Origin of the sequence: Coralloluteibacterium stylophorae (assembly GCF_018122625.2) — a bacterium.
Taxonomy (GTDB): Bacteria; Pseudomonadota; Gammaproteobacteria; order Xanthomonadales; family Xanthomonadaceae; genus Coralloluteibacterium; species Coralloluteibacterium stylophorae.
The window spans coordinates 89,783-108,341 of the sequence record NZ_JAGQFT020000004.1; the positions used below are offsets into that span (position 1 = coordinate 89,783).

The window sequence follows — 18,559 nt, forward strand, 5'->3', positions numbered from 1 at the left end:
CATACTGGACGGCCCCTGCGATGGAGAAGCACGTGATCGGTTCGATGATCCTCGGCGCGGCGACGGCGCTGTCGGCGGCGACGCCCGCCGCGACGCAGACGCTGCTGGTCGGCACCTACACCGCCGGCGACAGCGAAGGCATCCACGTCTACGACTTCGATCCGCAGCGCGGCCGCATCGCGCCGGCGCCGCGCCAGGTGGTGGCGGCGGAGAATCCTTCCTGGCTGGTGCCGTCGCCCGACGGGCGCGTGGTGTATGCGGTCAACGAGAACGGCCCCGGCCAGGCCGATCCGGTCGGGCGGGTGAGCGCGTTCCGCGTCGATCCGGCCGACCACACCCTCGCGCTGGCCAGCCAGGTGCGCTCGCTCGGCGCGGAGCCGACCCATGCCGGGCTCAGCCGCGACGGCCGCTTCCTCTTCGTCGCCAACTACTCGGTCGCGCCCGATCCCGGCGGCACGCTCGCGGTCGTGCCGGTGGCGGACGCGACCGCGCTGCAGCCGCCGGTCCAGGTCAAGACCCACCGCGCCAGTCGGGTCGACCCGGAACGCCAGCAGTCGCCGCACGTGCATTCGGCGGTGGTGTCGCCGGACGGGGCGCGCGTCTATGCGCAGGACCTGGGCTCCGACCGCATCTACGTCTACCGCTACGACGCCGCACGGCCGGAGCTTCCGCTGTCGCGCGATCCGGAGCAGCCCGAGATCGAGCTGCCGCCGGGCTCGGGGCCGCGCCACCTCGTGTTCGCCGCCGACGGGCGCCACGCCTGGCTGACCCTGGAGATGAGCGGCGAGGTGGTGGCGTTCGCGCGGCGCGACGGCAGGCTCGAGGCGGTCCAGCGCGTGCCGCTGGCGGCGCCGGGCTTCAGCGGGAAGAACGGGGCGGCGGCGCTGCACCTGTCCGCCGACGGTCGCTTCCTCTACGTCAGCAACCGCGGCACCGCCAACGAGCTGGTCAGCTTCGCCGTGGGCGACGACGGCCGGCTCGAGCTCCTCGCCCGGCGCTCGACCGAGGGCGAGGAACCGCGCGAGTTCGCGCTGGCGCCGGACGGCCGCCACGTGCTCGTCGCCAACCAGCGCAGCGACGCGATCGTGGTCATGCGCCGCGACCCGCAGACCGGCCTGATCGGCGAGACCGTGCAGGTGCTCGAGGTGGACGCTCCGTCGGACCTCAAGTTCCTGCCCTGAGGCCTCAGCCGCCTCCTGCCTGCGCGCGCAGGCGGGCCTCGCGTTCGGCCACCTCGGGCGGCAGGGCATCGCCGAAGTCCTCCGCCTCGAACAGCGGCCGGATCTCGATCTCGCTGGGTCCGGGCATGGGGTTGGGGCAGCGCTTCACCCACTCCACCGCCTCGTCCATGTCGCGCACCCGCCACAGCCAGAAGCCGGCGACCAGCTCGCCGGTGGCGGCGAACGGCCCGTCGCTCACCCGGCGCGCGGCGCCGTCGAAGGCGACGCGCCGGCCACGCGCCGAAGGATGCAGCCCTTCGCCGGCGAGCAGGATGCCGGCCTGCGCCAGCGCCTCGTTGTAGCGGCCCATCGCCTCGAACAGCTCCGGCGCCGGCATCGCGCCCGCCTCGCTGTCCGCCGTCGCCTTGACCAGCACCATCACCCGCATCGCCGTTCTCCTCGAGCGGACCGCCCGCTCCCGATGACTGGACGAACGGAGGCGCGCGCGATCGACGGTCGACCACGCAACGGCGGACCTGCGCCTAGTCCCCGCCCCGACGGTGCGCGTACTGCCAGCGCATCCAGGCGACCGCCAGCCGCGGCCAGGCGGCGACGGTGAGGCCATCGGTACCGCGCACGCCGAAGCCGTGGCCGCCGCGCGGGAACAGGTGCAGCTCGGTGGAGACGTCCTCCGCGAGCAGCGCCTGCGCGTAGACCAGACTGTTGGCCGCCGGCACCACCTCGTCGTCCTGGGCGTGCAGCAGGAACGCCGGCGGCGCGTCGGCACGGACGCCGTTCTGCGCCGAATACGCGTGCACGATCGACGGCGACGGCGATGCGTCGAGGAGGTTGTCCCGCGAGCCGGGGTGGGCGATCTCCGGACCCATGTCGATCACCGGATAGACCAGGATCTGCAGGTCGGGCCGGGCCGACTGCGCATCCGCGGCATCGACCTGCGGGTACACCTGCGCATCGAAACGCGTGGCGAGGCTGGCGGCGACATGGCCGCCCGCGGAGAAACCCATCACCCCGACCCGCCGCGGATCGACGCCGTAGTCCGCAGCGCGGGCGCGGATCAGCCGCATCGCGCGCTGCGCATCGGCCAGCGGCACATCGCGGCGATCGGGGTGGCCCTCACCCGGCAGGCGGTAGCGCAGCACGAACAGCGTCACGCCGGCCTCCTCGACGAAGTCCGGCACCAGCGCACTGCCCTCCTTGTCCAGCACCACCCGCGCATAGCCGCCACCGGGCGTCACCAGCAGTGCGCTGCCGTCCGGCCGCTGCGGCCGGTACACCACCAGATAGGGCTCGCCGACCCGGGTGATGGCGCGGTCGGGCAGCGCGGGATCGGCGCTGCGCTCGACGATGCGCGGCGCGTCGGCCAGGGCCACGTCGCCCGGGGCGAGGCCGCCGGGCCAGAGCTCGATGCGGCTGGCCCGTTCTGCGGCGGTCTCGTGGGCGGGGCGCTCCTGCGCGTGCACGGGCGCGCCGATCATGCCCAGGCAGGCCAGCAGCCCCGCGGCGGCGCGGGGCGGGGTCGAGCGTGGCATCGCGTTCCTCCGGACGGGTCGCGCCCCAGCTTCGGCAGGCCGCGGCGCGGCCGCAAGCCCCCGGCGGTCATGGCGATGCCGGCCCCGTCTCCTTCGCGTACTGCGCCTGCAGGCGCGCCTCCGCCGCATCGGCGTAGGCGGCGCAGCCGATCGGCCGCGAGCCCGTCGGGTCGGCGTAATCCCAGCCGCTGGCGTCGGCGTGCGGGGTCAGGAGCAGATCGCAGGGCAGCGCCCGCACCGTGGCGAAGGTGGCGCGGAAGTCGGCGAGGATGCGCGGGTGGCGCGGGTTGTGCGCGAGCGGATAGCCCGGTGCCGTGAGGCTGTCGACGTAGGCGATCCGCAGCGGCGCGCCGTCGCGGGTGTCGGCCCAGGTCCAGCTCATGCTGCCCGGGGTGTGCCCGGGCGTGAAGTGGGCGGTGAAGGCGGTGGCGCCGAGCCGCACCGTCTCGCCGTCCTGGACCAGGCGGTCGGCGTGCACCGGCGGGAACAGCAGGTCGTCGCCGAAGTGGAGGTCGCCGCTGCCGCCGCGCGCCAGCAGCGCCGCCGATTCCGCATTGCTCACCAGCTGCGCGCCGGTGGCGCGCCGGATCGCCGCGAGCGGGCCGGCGTGGTCGGCGTGCGCATGGCTGTGCAGGATCAGGCGCAGGTCGCCGGGTGCGACGCCCAGCTTCGCCATGTTGGCGAGGAGGAGGTCGGCCTCCTGCGGCATGCCGCCGTCGACCAGCACCGCACCGGCGTCGGTCTCCACCAGCAGCGCGCTGAGCCGCGCGGTGCCGATCTGCCAGACATGGTCGCTGATCCGCACCGGCGCGACCGGCGCGAGCCAGGCCGCGTCCACGGTGTAGGCCTCGAGCTGGGGCAGGGGCGGCGCGGCGGAGGCGCCGGGGGCGGCCGCTGCGAGCAGGGGCGCCGGCGAGGCCGGCGGCACGGGATCGATCGAACACGGTCATGACGGGCTCCTGGATGGCCGGGCGAGTCTTGGCGTGCCGGGCCCCGGCGACCAGCGAGAACTTCTGCTCGGAGCCATGAGGCCGGCTCATGACTGATGCCCTCAGGTGCCATGCCGCAGACCCGGGCTCCGGAGTACCGGAGTACCGGAGTACCGGGGTCCGGGCGGCGGGGCGGCGGGGCGGCGATGCGGCATGCCTGCGTCTGGCGCGCTCGTGCGTGGAGACGGGAATCGGGGCGCGCGGCGCACCGCGGCCACCTTCAGGCCGGGCGACCGAAGCGTTCGGCGTAGACCCCGGCCACCCAGTCTACGAACAGGCGCACGCGCGGCGCCGGCTGGCGGTGGCGCGGCGTCAGCACCGAGACCGGCACGCCCGGCGCGGGGAAGGCTTCCAGCACCTCGACCAGGCGTCCGTCCTGCAGGTACTTCTCCACGCCGATCGGCGGGATCTGGATCAGGCCGTGCCCGTGCAGCGCGGCGGCGACGTAGCTCCGCGCGTCGTTGACCTTGAGCCAGCCGCCGACGTCGACCGTGCGGCGACGGCCGTCGACCACGAACTCGAACGGATAGTCGATGTCGTGCCCCGGCGCGAAGAAGCCGACCGCACGGTGCCGCGCGAGCTCGTCCGGATGCGCGGGGGTGCCGAACTCGGCAAGGTAGCCGGGGCTGGCGCAGACGACCTCGCGCAGCGTCGCCAGCGGCCGCGCGACGAGACTGGAGTCGCGCGGATGGCCGCTGCGGATCGCGCAGTCCACGCCTTCGCGGACCAGGTCGACGAGGCGGTCGCCGGAGCTGATCACCACCTCAATGTCGGGATAGCGCGCGTGGAACTCGCCCAGGCGCGGCAGCACCACGCAGGCGGCGTGGTTGCCGTGCATCTCCACCCGCAGCGTGCCGCGCGGCCGCGCCGCGACCTCGCGCAGCGCGCCTTCGGCCTCCTCCAGCTCGGCGAGCACGTGCACGCAGCGCTCGTAGTAGAGCTGCCCGTCGGCGGTGGTGCGCACCTGGCGCGTGGTGCGCTCCAGCAGGCGCGTCTGCAGCCGTGCCTCGAGCTGCTTGATCGCGTGGGTGGCGGTGGCGCGCGGCAGGCCGAGTTCGCCGGCGGCGCGGGTGAAGCTGCCGAGTTCGACGATGCGGGTGAACAGGCGCAGGGCGTCGAGACGGTCCATGCGCAATTGTTAGCCATGATTGAATGGTCTTTGCAATCGCAGCGGCTTTATCCAGCACCGATCAACAGCCACGCTCGTCCTCCCCGCCGGCAGCGCCGGCCCACGATGAGGAGCCCGCATGTCCACGTCTTCGAGAACCGCCCTGGTGACCGGCGCATCCCGCGGCATCGGCCGCGCCGTGGCCGAGCGGCTCGCCCGCGACGGCTTCGACGTCGTCGTCGGCTACGCCGGCAACGCGGCCAAGGCCGAGGAGACCGTCGCCGCGATCGTCGACGCCGGCGGCCGCGCCGTCGCGGTGCAGGCCGACGTGGCCGACGCCGGCGCCGTGGCCGCGCTGTTCGGCCGCGCCGCAGAAGCCTTCGGCCGGCTGGAGGTCGTGGTCAACTGCGCCGGGATCATGACCATGACCCGGATCGAGCCGGACCAGGTCGAGGCCTTCGACCGCACCATCGCCACCAACCTGCGCGGCACCTTCCTGGTGCTGGCCGAAGCCGCGCGCCGGCTCGGCGAGGGCGGGCGGATCGTCGCCGTCTCCAGCAGCGTGGTGGCGATGAACTTCCCCGCCTACGGACCCTACATCGCCTCCAAGGCCGGCACCGAGGGCCTGGTGCGGGTGCTGGCCCAGGAGCTGCGCGGGCGCGGCATCACCGTCAACGCCATCGCCCCCGGCCCGGTCGGCACCGAGCTCTTCCTCGACGGCAAGAGTCCCGAGCAGGTCGAGCACCTCGCCAAGCTCGCGCCGATGGAGCGCCTGGGCACGCCGGAGGAGATCGCCGCGGTGGCGAGCTTCCTCGCCGGCGCCGACGGCGGCTGGGTCAACGCCCAGGTACTGCGCGCCAACGGCGGCTACGTCTGAGAGGCGCGCGCCGGGCGCGCGGTCGCAACGGTCCGATGCCATGCACGGCGGCGCCCGCGGGCGCCGTCGACGAGGAGGTCATGCCATGCAGTCCAGCCACACCCCGTACGTCGTCCTGATCACCGGTGCGTCCAGCGGCTTCGGCGCCCTTGGTGCCCGCGCGCTCGCCGCGGCCGGGCACGTCGTCTACGCCAGCATGCGCGACACCGCCGGCCGCAACGCGCCGCAGGTGGAGGCCGTGGCGCGCCATGCGCGCGAGCACGGCGTCGACCTGCGCACGCTGGAGCTGGACGTGCAGTCGCAGGCCTCGGCCGATGCCGCCGTCGGGCGGATCGTCGCCGAACAGGGACGGCTGGACGTCGTGGTGCACAACGCCGGGCACATGGTCCTGGGGCCCGCGGAAGCCTTCACCCCCGAGCAGTACGCGCAGCTCTACGACATCAATGTGCTCGGCACCCAGCGCGTCAACCGCGCCGCCCTGCCGCACCTGCGCCGGCGGCGCAGCGGCCTGCTGCTCTGGGTCGGCAGCAGCAGCACGCGCGGCGGCACGCCGCCGTTGCTCGCGCCCTATTTCGCCGCCAAGGCGGCGATGGACGCGGTGGCGGTGGGCTATGCCGGCGAACTCGCGCCCTGGGGCATCGAGACCAGCATCCTGGTGCCCGGTGCCTTCACTCGCGGCACCAACCACTTCGCCCACAGCGGCGTTCCGGACGACGTCGCGCGCGCCGCCGAGTACGCCGAAGGCCCGGGCGGCGACCTGCCCCGGCGCGTCGAGCAGGGGCTCGCCGCCGCCGAACCGCCGGACGCCGATGTCGCCGACGTCGCGCGCGCCATGGTCGACATCGTCGACGCACCCGCAGGCCGGCGCCCGTTCCGCGTGCATGTGGATCCGTCGGACGACGGCGCCGCCGTGGTCAACGCCGTGGCCGACCGCATCCGCACCGAGTTCCTGCGTCGCGTGGGGCTCGGCGACCTGCTGCATCCCGCCCGCCCCGCCTGAGCGGGCCACCCTTTCCACCCGCCGCGCCGCACGGCCCGCACCAGAGGACCCGCCCCATGCCATTCGCCAACTACAAGTTCCCCGAAGGCAGCATCGATGCTGCGCGCAAGGAGGAGATCATCCACCGCACCACCACACTGTTCGTCGAGATCTTCGGCGAGGAGGTCCGCCCGTACACCATGGTGCTGGTGGAAGAGGTCGCCGACGGCGGCTGGGGCCGCGCCGACGAGACCCTGACGCGCGAGAAGATGGGACTTCCTGCGTCGGCGTAGGCCACCGGCGCGGCGACCCAGGCCGGCTGCTCCCGGGCGGGGACGACCTGCCGCGGCGGTGCCGTGACCGTGTCGATCCCCTCCCCTCCCGTTCGTCCAGAAGACGCAGCCCCGGCCGATGCGCCGGCGCATGCTCGCCTTCCACGACCAACAGGAGACCCGCCATGGCCTATGTCGACGGCTTCGTGATCGCCGTACCCACCGCCAACCGACAGGCGTTCATCGAGCACGCCGAGAAGTTCGACCCGCTGTTCCTGGAGTACGGCGCCACGCGCGTGCTCGAGTGCTGGGGCGACGACGTTCCCGCCGGCACCCACACCGACTTCCAGCGCGCGGTGGCCGCGAAGGAGGACGAGACGGTGGCCTTCTCCTGGGTCGAATGGCCGGACAAGGCCACGCGCGATGCGGGCATGGCGAAGATGATGGCCGACGAGCGCCTCGACCCCGAGACCACCCCCATGCCCTTCGACGGCAAGCGCATGATCTTCGGCGGCTTCGTCCCGGTGGTGGAGATCGGCACGCGCTGAGCGCACGCGCTCACTCCAGCCGCCGCGGGTCCAGCACCACGTGGCGGATGCGGTGGCGGTCGTGGGTGTAGGTGACATGCACCCGCCCGTCGCCGGCCTGGATCACCGCCGGGTAGGCGTAGCCGTGCTCGAGCGGCGCTTGCTCCAGCGTGAGCGCGCGCCGCCACGCGATGCCGTCGTCGGACAGCGCCACCACCAGCGGATGGCGCGGCCCCTTGCCGGGCGTGCGCGGGTCGTGCGCGGCGTGGTTGTAGACGACCAGGTGGCGACCGTCGGCCAGCGTCAACGCATCGGCGCCGGAGTTCGGGTCCGGCAGCGCCAGCGCGGCGATGTCGCTCCAGGTACGGCCGTCGTCGTACGACCACGAGGTCGCCATCGCACCCTGGCGGCTGCGCGCGATCGCCTGCAGCACGCCGTCGCCGTGGAACAGGATGCTGGGCTGGATCGCGTCGATCAGGAACGGCGACGCCACCGGCGGCGTGCGTGACCAGGTGCGGCCGCGGTCGGCGCTGCGCTCGAAGTGGATGCGCCAGCTCGGCGCACCCTCGCCCGCCAGCACGCCGACGACCTGCTCCACGCTCGACGGCGCCAGCCACGCGCCGTCGGCGAGGATCACCGGCTTGTTCTTGATCGGCCCGAGGATCCCATCCGGCAGCCGCCGCGGCGGACCCCAGCTGCGGCCGCCGTCGTCCGACCGCATCACCATGCCCCACCAGTCGCGCGGCGTCGGGCCGACCTTGTAGAACAGCAGCAGGTCGCCCGCCGGATCCTGGAACAGCACCGGGTTCCAGGTCGGCTGCCGCGTGCCGTCGGCCTGCACCCCGTCGGCGACCCGCACGGGCGTCTGCCAGCGCCCGCCCTCGTGCCGGGCGAACCAGATGCTGACGTCGGGATTGCGCTCCCTGGTGCCGCCGAACCAGGCCGCAGCCAGGTTGCCGTCGCGCGTCTCCACGATCGTCGACGCGTGCGCTTCCGGATAGGGCGCCGCGTCGTACACGAACTCCCTGACCAGTACGGCATCGCCGGCCGCCGCCGGCGTGCCGGCCAGCGCGGAGACGATCGTGACCAGGATGCGACCCACGGCACGGGCGGCGGTACCGGGCATGGCGACTCCTGCGGGAACGAGGGACTCCGCAGGGTGCCCGATGCGCGGCGCGATTGCGCCCCGCCCGCGGCGCCGGCATCCGGCCCTGCGCGGAGCCGCGGCCTGCCTCAGCCGGGACCAGGCCCGATCGCCTCGGCTCCGGACAGGCCCGGGATGCCGGCGCGGACCAGGTCGATGAAGCGGCGCAGCCGCGCCGGCTGCACCCGCGCCGGCGGGTACACCAGGTACATCGGCAGCGGCGCGGCGGCCCAGGCGGGGGCGAGCTGCACCAGCCGGCCACGGGCCAGGTCGTCCTCGACGACCCAGGCCGAGGCGATGCAGGCGCCGAGCCCGGCGAGGGCGGCGCTGCGCAGGGCGTAGAGGCTGTCGGTGGCCATCCGCGGACGGATCGGGATGCGCAGCGTGGCGCCGTCGCCGGTGCGGGCGAGCACCACCTCGTCGCGATAGAAGGTGCGCAGCGCCAGCCACGGCAGCGCGTGCAGGAGCTGCACGTCGTCGGCATCGCCCAGCCCGGCGAGCAACGCGGGCGCGACCACCACGATCCGCTCCACCTCGGCCAGCTTCAGCGCCACGACCGCCGGGTCCTCGACCGCGCCGACGCGGATCGCGCAGTCGATGTCGTCGCCGATGAAGTCGGGCCGGCGGTCGTTGAGCAGCCAGTCGACCGACACCTGCGGATGGCGGCGGAGATAGTCGACCAGGGGCGCGACCAGCAGCTCCTGGCCGAAGGCGTGCGGCACGACCACGCGCAGCGCCCCGCGCGGTTCGTCGCGGGCGCCGCGGAGATCGGCCTGCAGCGCCTGCCAGCCTTCCAGGAGTTCCTTGCCGCGGGTGTAGCAGCGCTCGCCGTCGTCGGTGAGCTTGATGCCATGGGTCGAGCGCTGCAGCAGGCGCAGGCCGAGCGCGCGTTCGAGCGCCTGCAGCCGGCGGCTCACCGTGGGCTGGCTGGTGCCGAGCTGATCGGCGGCCGTCGACAGGCTGCCGGCCTCGACGATGCGGACGAAGGTCTGCAGCAGCTCGAGGCGGTCGTTGCCCGGGAAGATCGGCCCGTCCATACGCGGTACGTATATCCGATGTTCGGGCGCAGGTGTAACCGGCCTATCGCGACAGGCAGAGACTGCGCGGCCTTCCCGTCCAGCCGGAGGTGCGCGTCGTGACCCACATTCATCCGCTGCATGCGGCCGCCGCGCCGGATGCCGCCCCGGCCTCCGGGCTGGTCCTCCTGCTCGCCGCCGGCGCGGGCCTGGGCGTCGCCTCGCTGTACTACAGCCAGCCGATGCTCGGCGTCCTCGCCGCCGACATCGGCGCCGGCGCCGGCAGCGCCGGGCTCGTCCCGACCCTGACCCAGCTCGGCTACGCGCTGGGCATCCTGCTGCTGGCCCCGCTCGGCGACCGCTTCGACCGGCGCCGCATCATCCTGGCCAAGGCGGCGCTGCTCGCCCTCGCCCTGCTCGCCAGCGCACTCGCCCCGGGCATCGGCTGGCTGCTCGCCGGCAGCTTCGCCATCGGCCTGACCGCGACGCTCGCGCAGGACATCGTGCCCGCGGCCGCCACGCTCGCCCCGGCCGCACACCGCGGCCGCATCGTCGGCACCGTCATGACCGGCCTGCTGCTGGGCATCCTGCTGTCGCGGGTGGTCAGCGGCGTGGTCGCCGGACAGGCCGGCTGGCGCGCGATGTACCTGCTCGCGGCGGCCTCGATCGCGCTGGTCGGCCTCGCCGCCTGGCACGGGCTGCCGCGCTTCGCGCCGACCACCGCGCTCGGCTACGGCGCCCTGCTCGGCTCGATGCGCTCGCTCTGGCGCCGGCACCCCGCGCTGCGCCGTGCGACCTGGGCGCAGGGCCTGCTGGCGCTGGGCTTCAGCGCGTTCTGGTCGACGCTGGCGGTGATGCTGCACGACGCGTTCGGCCTCGGCAGCGCGGCCGCCGGCGCCTTCGGCCTGGCCGGCGCGGCAGGCGCGCTGGCCGCGCCGCTGGCCGGACGGCTCGCCGACCGCGGCGGTCCGGAGCGGGTGACCCGGCTCGGCGCGGGGCTGACCCTGGCTTCGTTCGCGGTGCTGGCGCTGTCCCCGGCCCTGCCCGGCACGCAGCAGCTGTGGCTGATCGTGGCCGCCGCGATCGGCTTCGACTTCGGCATCCAGGCCACCCTGGTCGCCCACCAGACCATCGTCTACGGACTCGAGCCGGACGCGCGCAGCCGCCTCAACGCGCTGCTGTTCACCGGCATGTTCATCGGCATGGCGACCGGCGCGGCGGCGGGCAGCCTGGCGCTTGCGCAGTGGGGCTGGGCCGGCGTCGCCCTGGTCGCCACCACCAGCGCCGCGGCCGCGCTCGCCGTGCGGCTGCGCGACCGGGCGCTGCCGCGCCGAGCAGCGCCGGCGGCGTGATGCGCCTCAATCGCCGCGGGTCACGCCGCGGCGGTCGCGGTGTTCGTCGTCGCCCTTGCGGCGCTCGAGCGAGTCGTCGTAGCCGCCGGCCACGCCCTTGCTCTGCCGGTCGCGCTGGTGGTCTTCCAGGAATTCGCCGCGGGACTCGGTGTCGACCTCGTGCAGGCGGTTCTCGGTCTCGCGGTCGCCCGCCGGGCCGGACATGTGCTCGCCGCTGCCGCTGGCGGTCCCGCTGGACCGGTCGAGGGAGGATTTGCCGTTCATCGCGCACTCCTGTCGCTGCCATCGGGAGCGCAGAGTGTCGCGTCCGCGCCGTGACCCGGCTGCGACCGTGGCGTGGTGCCGGCGCGAAGCGCAGCGGCGGCACCGGGGTACCGTCTCGGCGTCGATCACAAGATGTTGCCGACCAACCGGCCGCGGGTGGACAACAACAGCCACGACGTCACGACGAACGTCGGCGCCCGCAGCGGCGAGCCCAGCTGCGAGGCCAGCGCGATGACGGCGCGCCTGCAGGACACCGCCGCGCCCTACAGCAGCCTGCCGCTGCCGGCGGTACCCAGCATGTGCGCATCCAGCGGACCCGGGCCTTGAAGCAGACGCTGATGGCGGCGCCCTGCGACCCCGACCAGCGCAACCATGCCGGGCAGACACCGGCGATGTACGCGGCGCTGTTCCAGCGCACCGCGATCCTGGAGGACCTGCGCTCGCGCGGCGCCGACATGCAGGCCACCGACGCCGCCGGCAACAGCGTCGACAGCATCCTGCGCTGGTCGGCCGGGGAACGCTGAGCCGCGGCCTGGGCCCCGCGGAGCGCCACGACCCGGCGCTCCGCCGCCTGCGGATCTCCCACGCGGGTGCACGAGCGGGTCTAATGCGCTGCCCGCCCCGACCCCGCCCGCGATGACCCTGCTGACACCGCGCAAGCCGTTCCTGTGGATCTGGTTCCTGTGGCTGGGCGCGTTCTACGCGACCTGGTGCTGGCTGGCGTTCGGCCGAGGCCTGTGGCCGGAGGCGGTGGCGCACTGGCCGATGGCGCTGTCGATGACCTTCGGCAGCTACATCGCCGGCTCCACGCCGATGGGGGGCGGCACGGTCGGCTTCCCGATCCTGGTGCTGCTGTTCGACATGCCGGCGACGCTGGGGCGCGACTTCAGCTTCGCGGTGCAGTCGATCGGCATGACCAGCGCCAGCATCTTCATCCTCGCCCGGCGCCAGCCGCTGGCCTGGGCCATGCTCAAGGGCGCCCTGCTCGGGGCGACGGCCGGGTTGCCGCTGGGGATCTTCCTGGTCGCGCCGCTGGTGCCGGAGCTGTGGATCAAGCTGGTGTTCGCGGTGATCTGGGCGAGTTTCGGCGTGCTGCACCTCTACCGCATCGGCGAGATCGCCGGGCGCGCCGGGATGACCGACTTCGACGAACGCTGGGATTTCCGGGTCGGCGTGGTCATCGGCTTCGCCGCCGCGGCGCTGGTGGCCGCGGTCACCGGCGTCGGCATCGACATGGTGCTCTACGCGGCACTGGTGCTGCTGTGCCGTGCCGACCTCAGGATCGCGATCCCGACCTCGGTCCTGATCATGGCCTGGACCTCGGTGCTGGGCATCGCGATCAAGTCGGTGTCGACCGGCGTCGCGCCGGGCGTGTTCGGAAACTGGCTTGCGGCGGCGCCGGTGGTCGCGCTCGGCGCGCCGCTCGGCGCGCTGGTGGTGAACCTGATCGGGCGCCGACCGACGCTGGTGTTCGTCGCGCTGCTGTGCGTGGGCCAGTTCGCCTGGACCTGCCGCACGGAATGGGCGGCGCTCGGCTGGGGCGGCCTGCTGCTGGCGCTGGCGGCGGTCGGCCTGTGCCTGCTCGGCTTCGAGCGGCTGCGCCGCTGGGGCGCGCTGTTGGCCGCCGGGCGGGACGCGGCCGGCGCACGGGTCGAACACCGGCACGCCGCGGCGCGGGCGCCCGACGGCGTCGCGGCGCCCGCGCCTCCGCTCGCCCGCGGGCGCCGCGCATGAAAAACGCCCCGCTCGGACGAGCGGGGCGTACGGCGACAGCGCGGCGCTGCGACCGGCTCAGGCCGCCTGGTCCTCGATCCGACGGACGTTGTCGGCCTGCGGCGCGGGCGCGTCGATCGCGATCCGTCGCGGCTTCATCGCCTCGGGGATCTCGCGCTTCAGCTCGACCGTCAGCAGGCCGTCGGCGAGCGTGGCGCTGACGACGCGCACGTGGTCGGCCAGCTCGAAGCGGCGGTTGAAGGGCCGGTAGGCGATGCCGCGGTGCAGGAACTCGCCCTGCGGCGCGTCGGCGTGCTCGCCGCTGATGACCAGGAGGTTGCCCTCCACGGTGACGTCGATCTCCTCGCGGCGGAAGCCGGCGACCGCCATGGTGATGCGGTAGGCGTCGTCGTCGAGCCTGACCGTGTCGAAGGGCGGCCAGTTGTCCGGCGCCTGGCCGCGGGCGGCGTTCTCCAGCAGGTCGAACACGTGGTCGAAGCCGATGCTGGCGCGATGCAGGGGGGCGAAATCGAAGGCAGTACGCATGACCATATCCTCGTCGAGCAACATGGAAGTGGGTATGCCGCGGGCCGAAGGGCCGTCCGCGGGCGCCAGCCCCGAAGCGGCTGGCGGCACGTTGATAGGGTCCGTCCCCGGCCTTTCAAGAACGCCGCCCGCCGCCTTCAGCGGCCGTTGGCTAGGTGAAGCCTGCGTCGTGCGCGCGCCCGGGCTGCCGACGGGCGCCGCGCGGCGCGGTCAGGGTGCGGACGCGTCCTCCACCTGCGCGCAGGCGGTGCCGGCGGCCGCGTCCTCCGCGGTGACGCACAGCCGGAAGCGATGCAGGCCAGCGACCTGGCGGCTGTCGCCGCTGGCCAGCACGAAGCGCTGCAGCGGTCCGCGGTCGCACGACGCCGGGCCGTCGCAGCGCGACGGCCACACCACGTAGTGGCAGTGCCCGCTCGCGCTGCGCAGGCACTCGAAGCGCGCGACGCCGGCCTCGACCACCGCACGCGCATGCAGCGTGTCCACGCCGTCGACCGTGGCGCGGGCGACGTAGGTGCTGCCGGCGACGTCGACACCGAACAGCGCGAGCACGAACTGCAGCAGGGCGACGAACTTGTCCATGGCGAACCTCACATGTGGCGGAACAGCGCCATGAACGGCGCGCTGACGGCGAGGGTTTCCGGGCGCGTGCGCAGGCGCACGGTGCCGCGCCCGCCCTCGTCGCGGACGATGCCGGCGACGGCCCGGAGGTTGACGATGGTCGAGCGGTGGATCTGCTTGAAGCGGCTGCCGTCGAGCAGTTCCAGCAACTCGCGGATCGGCGTGCGCAGCAGCGCCTCGCCCTCGGCGGTCACCACCGTCGTGTACTTGTTGTCGGCGCGGAAGTAGGCGACGTCGTCGACCAGGATCAGGCGCGTCTCGCGCCCGGCGCTGGCGGTGATCCAGGTCAGCGGCTCCGGCGCCCCGGGGCGCGGTGGCGCACGGCCCAGGCGCTCCAGCAGCGCATCGAGCACCGCCGCGTCGCTGGTCACCGCACGCTGCTGCAGGCGGCGCACGGTGGCGGCCAGGCGCTCGGGCGCGACCGGTTTCAGCAGGTAGTCGATGGCGCCGCGCTCGAAGGCCCCGATCGCGTATTGGTCGTAGGCGGTGACGAACACCACCTGCGTGTCCGGCGTGGCCTCCATCGCGGCCGCGGCCACCTCCAGGCCGTTGAGGCCGGGCATGCGGATGTCCAGGAAGGCGACGTCGGGGCGGTGCTCGGCCAGGGCCTCCAGCGCCGCGGCGCCGTCCTCGCACTCGGCCACGATGCGCAGCCCGGGCCAGGCGCGGGCGAGCTGTTCGAGCAGGCCGCGGCGCAGCAGCGCCTCGTCCTCGGCGACGACGCAGGTGGGAGCGTGCTCAGACATGCTGCACATCCCGGTCCGCCTCCCGCCCCCGCCCGGCCCCCGCGACGTCCGGCAACGTCAGCGTGGCCGCGACCCCGGACGGGAAGTTGGCCACCACCGACAGCGACGCGGCCTCGCCGTAGAGCAGGCGCAGGCGCTCGCGGACGTTGGCGAGACCGATGCCGGTGCCGCTGTTCTGGCTGTTGATGCCGACGCCGTCGTCGGCGACGGTGATCGTCACCGCGTCCTCCGCGCGGCGCGCGCGGATCCACACCGTGCCGCCGCCGGTGCGCGGCTCGAGCCCGTGCTTGATCGCGTTCTCGACCAGGGTCTGCAGCATCATCGGCGGCAGCGCGGTGGCGCGCAGCGCGCCCGGCACGTCGACCTGCACCGCGAGCCGTGGGCCCATGCGGATCTTCAGGATCTCCAGGTAGGCCAGCGCCCGCTCCAGCTCGATGCCGAGGCTGGACATGTCCTGCCCGTCGCGCGGCAGCGAATGGCGCAGGTACTGGATGAGATGACCGAGCATCTCGTCGGCGCGCGCCGGGTCGCCGCGGGTCAGCAGCTGCGCGCTGGCCAGGGTGTTGTAGAGGAAATGCGGCTCGACCTGGGCGTGCAGCAGGCTCAGCCGGGCCACGGTCAGCTCCTTCTCCGCCGAGGTCTGCACGGCGGCCGCCTTCTCCGTGCTGCGACGCTGGCCGACCCGGCGGCTGATCGCGCGGCTGACCGCGTCCGCGTTCTCCAGGTTGCTGCCGTCGTCGACCAGGAACCAGTCGCTCCAGGCCGGGCTCTCCGGCTCGCAGATCAGCAGCACGCTGCTGCTGTCGGCGCCGGGGGTGACGGTGGCCAGGATCTGGTTGCGCGGCACGCCGAACCACACCAGCGGGTTCCAGCGGCCGAGCGGACGCTCGCCGTAGTTGTTCGGACGCGCCACCTTGGCGCGGATCTGCAGGCTGTCGCGCGCGCTCTCGACGTCGCCGATGCGCGGCAGTTCGCGGATGGCGGCATCCAGCAGGTCGAAGGCCTCGCCGGCCTCGAGCGGGATCTCGATCTGGCGGCGCTGGCGGTTGTCGAGCGCGCCCTTGTCGAGGCGCCCGGCGATCAGGCGCACGCGGCCGATGTGCGACAGCGCGCCGGCCACCACCAGCGCCATGGTCAGCATGCCCGCGATCACGATCGGCCATTCGATCCGCCCGATCAGCGGCAGCTCGGCCCACACCGCGGCGGCCAGGATGATGGCCAGCAGCCAGGCGATCGCGATGCGCAGCAGGAAGACGATGCTCTTGAACACGGACAGGCGTTCCGCCGGGTGACGCGACGGAGCATAGCCAGCGCTCCGCCGCTGTCATCCGCCGCGCGACGGAACCCGGGTCGACGGCGACGGAACCCGTCGCCGGGGCGACGGACCCGGGCCGCGGCGCGTCAGCCGCGACCGCCGGCGGCGACCTCCGCCTGCACCGCATCGAAGGTGCGGCGCACGCTCTCCTGCGGCGGGCGCCCCATGAGGCTGACCGCCACGATGGCCAGCGATGCGCACAGTGCGCCGGGGATCATCTCGTACAGGCCGAACCACTTCTGGCTGCCCCAGACCAGGGCGACCAGGCCGCCGACCAGCATGCCGGCGAGCGCGCCGTTGCGGGTCATGCGCTTCCACAGCAGCGAGATCAGCACCACCGGTCCGAAGGCGCTGCCGAAGCCGGCCCAGGCGTAGGACACCAGGTCCAGCACCCTGGCCTCCGGATCGCGCGCCATCCAGATCGCCAGCAGCGAGACCAGCAGCAGGGTGATGCGGCCGACCCAGACCAGCTCGCGCTGGCCGGCGTCGCGGCGCAGGAAGGCCCGGTAGAAGTCCTCGGTCAGCGCGCTGGAGGAGACCAGCAGCTGGCTGTTGAGCGTCGACATCACCGCCGCGAGGATGGCCGCGAGCACGAAGCCGCCGATCCAGGGGTTGAGGATCACGCCGGTGAGGGTGATGAAGACGGTCTCGGCGTTCTCGCGCACCGGCGCCGCGGCCTCCGGGTGGGTCTGGAACCAGCCGATGCCGAAGAAGCCGATCGCCAGCGAGCCGAGCAGGCACAGGATCATCCAGCTCATGCCGATGCGCCGCGCCAGCGGCACCGAGGCGAGCGAGTCCAGCGCCATGAAGCGCACCAGGATGTGCGGCTGGCCGAAGTAGCCCAGGCCCCAGGCCAGGCCCGATACCACCGCGATCCAGCCGCCGGCCCCGACCCAGTCCAGGCGCTGCGGGTCGACCTGCTCGACCAGCGCCACCGACTCGCCGATGCCGCCATTGGCCACCGCCGCGACCACCGGCAGGACCAGCAGCGCGAGCAGGACCAGGATGCCCTGCATCGCGTCGGTCCAGCTCACCGCGAGGAAGCCGCCGACCAGGGTGTAGGCGATGGTGACGCCGGCGCCGATCCAGATCGCATAGGCGTAGTCGATGCCGAACACGCTCTGGATCAGCAGCCCGCCGGCGACCACGCCGGAGGCGACGTACAGCGAGAAGAACACCAGGATCACCAGCGCCGAGATGATCCGCAGCAGGCGGCTGCCGTCCTCGAAGCGGTGGGTGAAGTAGTCCGGCAGGGTCAGCGCGTTGTGCGCACGCTCGGTGTACACGCGCAGGCGCCCGGCGACCAGGAGCCAGTTCACCCAGGCACCGGCGACCAGGCCGACGCCGATCCACGACTCCGACAGGCCCGTCGCGAAGATCGCACCCGGCAGGCCCATCATCACCCAGCCGCTCATGTCCGAGGCGCCGGCCGACAGTGCGGTGACGCCGGGGCCGAGCTTGCGGCCGCCGAGGATGTAGTCGTCGAAGTCGGTGGTGCGCAGCCAGGCGACGACGCCGATCGCGCACAGCGCGAGCATGTAGAGGGCGAAGGAGACGTAGGTCGGGATTCCGTTGTTCATTGCACTCCAGCGGCGCAGCGCCGGTGGCCGGCGCCCGCGGTTGGGGAAGGTCCGAGTGCACCGCGCGGGGCGGTCCACGGCGAAGGCGGCAAGCCTATCGGAATCGCCGGGCGAACCCGAGGCCGGAAGGTCATGGCGGGTGTTCACGCGCGGGCCGCTGCGCGCGACGGAGCATCGGCTGGACACGTGGGCACATGGGCACTGGGCACGGGATGACGGGCAGACCGAACCCCATGCCTTGAGCCCTGCGCCATGAGTCCTCCGCCCCGAGCCCGACCGACCGCGAGCACGCCATGAACCGCACTGCCGCAGCCCTCCTCGCCGGCGTGGCCGCCGGCCTGGCCACCACCGCGGCGATGGTCGCCGGTCGCCGCAGCGGCGTGCTCGGCAGGACCCTGGATCGCGACGCGGTCGACTGGATCGACCGCACCACCGGCTCGCGCGCGGTGATCGGCGAGGCCGGAACCAGCGCGGTCGAGTTCGTGAACCACCTCGGCGCCTCCGCCGCCTTCGGGCTCGGCTACGAGGCGCTGCGCCGGCGCCTGCCCGGGGTGCCACCGGCCGCGCTCGGCGCCGCCTGGGGCATCGGGCTCTACCTGGTGAACATCGCCGGGATCGCGCCGCTGCTGGGCGTCACCGAGGGCGAGGTCGCGGCCGGACCGCGCAGGGCAGGCGAACGCCTGGGCCTGCACGTGCTGCAGTCGGTGGTGACCGCGCTGGTGGCCGAGCGGCTGTCCGGCCGCGGTCGACGCTGACGGAGCGGGCGTTCGCCCCGGCTTCATTCACCCGGCCTGTGCCGTGCG

The 18,559-nt window shown here is 73.7% G+C and carries 22 protein-coding genes; 10 read left to right on the forward strand and 12 right to left on the reverse strand.

Features of this window, described 5'->3' with window-relative positions:
- The first annotated feature begins 20 nt into the window (after positions 1-20).
- Positions 21-1,181, forward strand: a complete 1,161-nt coding sequence (locus KB893_RS07125) for a lactonase family protein (protein ID WP_211925026.1) — start codon at positions 21-23, stop codon at positions 1,179-1,181.
- A gap of 4 nt (positions 1,182-1,185) precedes the next feature.
- Here KB893_RS07125 and KB893_RS07130 read toward each other — a convergent pair whose 3' ends face one another.
- The 4 genes from KB893_RS07130 to KB893_RS07145 all read right to left on the reverse strand — a co-directional run bounded on the left by KB893_RS07130 (position 1,186) and on the right by KB893_RS07145 (position 4,828).
- A complete protein-coding gene (locus tag KB893_RS07130) occupies positions 1,186-1,608 on the reverse strand; it encodes a YciI family protein (RefSeq protein WP_211925027.1) in 423 nt (140 codons plus the stop codon).
- A 94-nt stretch (positions 1,609-1,702) separates the two neighbouring features.
- Positions 1,703-2,710: an alpha/beta hydrolase gene (locus KB893_RS07135; RefSeq protein WP_211925028.1), complete on the reverse strand. Its 1,008-nt coding sequence runs from the start codon at positions 2,708-2,710 to the stop codon at positions 1,703-1,705.
- A gap of 67 nt (positions 2,711-2,777) precedes the next feature.
- The gene (gene bla, locus KB893_RS07140; RefSeq protein ID WP_338026894.1) at positions 2,778-3,638 is read right to left on the reverse strand and encodes a subclass B3 metallo-beta-lactamase; all 861 of its coding nucleotides are present in this window, start codon (positions 3,636-3,638) and stop codon (positions 2,778-2,780) included.
- A 281-nt stretch (positions 3,639-3,919) separates the two neighbouring features.
- Positions 3,920-4,828, reverse strand: a complete 909-nt coding sequence (locus tag KB893_RS07145) for a LysR family transcriptional regulator (RefSeq protein WP_211925029.1) — start codon at positions 4,826-4,828, stop codon at positions 3,920-3,922.
- A 118-nt stretch (positions 4,829-4,946) separates the two neighbouring features.
- On the opposite strand from KB893_RS07145, the gene KB893_RS07150 reads away from it, so the two are divergent.
- The 4 genes from KB893_RS07150 to KB893_RS07165 all read left to right on the forward strand — a co-directional run bounded on the left by KB893_RS07150 (position 4,947) and on the right by KB893_RS07165 (position 7,483).
- A complete protein-coding gene (locus KB893_RS07150; RefSeq protein WP_211925030.1) occupies positions 4,947-5,684 on the forward strand; it encodes an SDR family oxidoreductase in 738 nt (245 codons plus the stop codon).
- A gap of 85 nt (positions 5,685-5,769) precedes the next feature.
- Positions 5,770-6,684: an SDR family NAD(P)-dependent oxidoreductase gene (locus KB893_RS07155; RefSeq protein WP_211925031.1), complete on the forward strand. Its 915-nt coding sequence runs from the start codon at positions 5,770-5,772 to the stop codon at positions 6,682-6,684.
- A 56-nt stretch (positions 6,685-6,740) separates the two neighbouring features.
- Positions 6,741-6,956 carry a tautomerase family protein gene (locus tag KB893_RS07160; protein WP_211925032.1) on the forward strand — a complete coding sequence of 72 codons (216 nt, stop codon included), beginning with the start codon at positions 6,741-6,743 and terminating at the stop codon, positions 6,954-6,956.
- A 164-nt stretch (positions 6,957-7,120) separates the two neighbouring features.
- Complete coding sequence (locus tag KB893_RS07165; RefSeq protein ID WP_211925033.1) at positions 7,121-7,483, forward strand: DUF1428 domain-containing protein; 363 nt, start codon at positions 7,121-7,123, stop codon at positions 7,481-7,483.
- Between the two features lie 10 nt (positions 7,484-7,493).
- On the opposite strand, the gene KB893_RS07170 is transcribed toward KB893_RS07165, so the two are convergent.
- On the reverse strand, positions 7,494-8,588 hold the full coding sequence (locus tag KB893_RS07170) for a sialidase family protein (RefSeq protein ID WP_211925034.1): 1,095 nt from the start codon (positions 8,586-8,588) through the stop codon (positions 7,494-7,496).
- 107 nt (positions 8,589-8,695) lie between these two features.
- On the reverse strand, positions 8,696-9,643 hold the full coding sequence (locus KB893_RS07175; RefSeq protein WP_211925035.1) for a LysR family transcriptional regulator: 948 nt from the start codon (positions 9,641-9,643) through the stop codon (positions 8,696-8,698).
- A gap of 158 nt (positions 9,644-9,801) precedes the next feature.
- On the opposite strand from KB893_RS07175, the gene KB893_RS07180 reads away from it, so the two are divergent.
- Positions 9,802-10,974: an MFS transporter gene (locus tag KB893_RS07180; protein WP_211925056.1), complete on the forward strand. Its 1,173-nt coding sequence runs from the start codon at positions 9,802-9,804 to the stop codon at positions 10,972-10,974.
- Between the two features lie 6 nt (positions 10,975-10,980).
- Here KB893_RS07180 and KB893_RS07185 read toward each other — a convergent pair whose 3' ends face one another.
- The gene (locus KB893_RS07185) at positions 10,981-11,238 is read right to left on the reverse strand and encodes a hypothetical protein (protein WP_211925036.1); all 258 of its coding nucleotides are present in this window, start codon (positions 11,236-11,238) and stop codon (positions 10,981-10,983) included.
- Between the two features lie 132 nt (positions 11,239-11,370).
- Here KB893_RS07185 and KB893_RS07190 point away from each other — a divergent pair, with 132 nt between their 5' ends.
- The 3 genes from KB893_RS07190 to KB893_RS07200 all read left to right on the forward strand — a co-directional run bounded on the left by KB893_RS07190 (position 11,371) and on the right by KB893_RS07200 (position 12,972).
- Positions 11,371-11,565, forward strand: coding sequence for a hypothetical protein (locus KB893_RS07190; RefSeq protein WP_211925037.1), 195 nt, complete (start codon positions 11,371-11,373; stop codon positions 11,563-11,565).
- On the forward strand, positions 11,562-11,762 hold the full coding sequence (locus KB893_RS07195) for a hypothetical protein (RefSeq protein ID WP_211925038.1): 201 nt from the start codon (positions 11,562-11,564) through the stop codon (positions 11,760-11,762). Before KB893_RS07190 ends, KB893_RS07195 begins: the two co-directional genes overlap by 4 nt.
- A 112-nt stretch (positions 11,763-11,874) precedes the next feature.
- Entirely contained in the window at positions 11,875-12,972 is a 1,098-nt protein-coding gene (locus KB893_RS07200; protein WP_211925039.1) for a sulfite exporter TauE/SafE family protein, read from the forward strand.
- 57 nt (positions 12,973-13,029) lie between these two features.
- On the opposite strand, the gene KB893_RS07205 is transcribed toward KB893_RS07200, so the two are convergent.
- The 5 genes from KB893_RS07205 to putP all read right to left on the reverse strand — a co-directional run bounded on the left by KB893_RS07205 (position 13,030) and on the right by putP (position 17,756).
- Positions 13,030-13,497: an Hsp20 family protein gene (locus KB893_RS07205; RefSeq protein WP_211925040.1), complete on the reverse strand. Its 468-nt coding sequence runs from the start codon at positions 13,495-13,497 to the stop codon at positions 13,030-13,032.
- A 210-nt stretch (positions 13,498-13,707) separates the two neighbouring features.
- Positions 13,708-14,076 carry a hypothetical protein gene (locus KB893_RS07210; protein WP_211925041.1) on the reverse strand — a complete coding sequence of 123 codons (369 nt, stop codon included), beginning with the start codon at positions 14,074-14,076 and terminating at the stop codon, positions 13,708-13,710.
- Positions 14,077-14,084: 8 nt separating this feature from the next.
- Entirely contained in the window at positions 14,085-14,861 is a 777-nt protein-coding gene (locus tag KB893_RS07215; RefSeq protein WP_213173589.1) for a LytR/AlgR family response regulator transcription factor, read from the reverse strand.
- Positions 14,854-16,131: a histidine kinase gene (locus KB893_RS07220; protein WP_211925043.1), complete on the reverse strand. Its 1,278-nt coding sequence runs from the start codon at positions 16,129-16,131 to the stop codon at positions 14,854-14,856. The genes KB893_RS07215 and KB893_RS07220 overlap by 8 nt, the downstream gene beginning before the upstream one ends.
- Before the next feature lie 131 nt (positions 16,132-16,262).
- Positions 16,263-17,756: a sodium/proline symporter PutP gene (gene putP / locus KB893_RS07225; protein WP_211925044.1), complete on the reverse strand. Its 1,494-nt coding sequence runs from the start codon at positions 17,754-17,756 to the stop codon at positions 16,263-16,265.
- A gap of 293 nt (positions 17,757-18,049) precedes the next feature.
- Between putP and KB893_RS07230 the strand changes: the two genes are divergently transcribed.
- Positions 18,050-18,511 carry a hypothetical protein gene (locus KB893_RS07230; RefSeq protein ID WP_211925045.1) on the forward strand — a complete coding sequence of 154 codons (462 nt, stop codon included), beginning with the start codon at positions 18,050-18,052 and terminating at the stop codon, positions 18,509-18,511.
- Positions 18,512-18,559 lie beyond the last annotated feature (48 nt).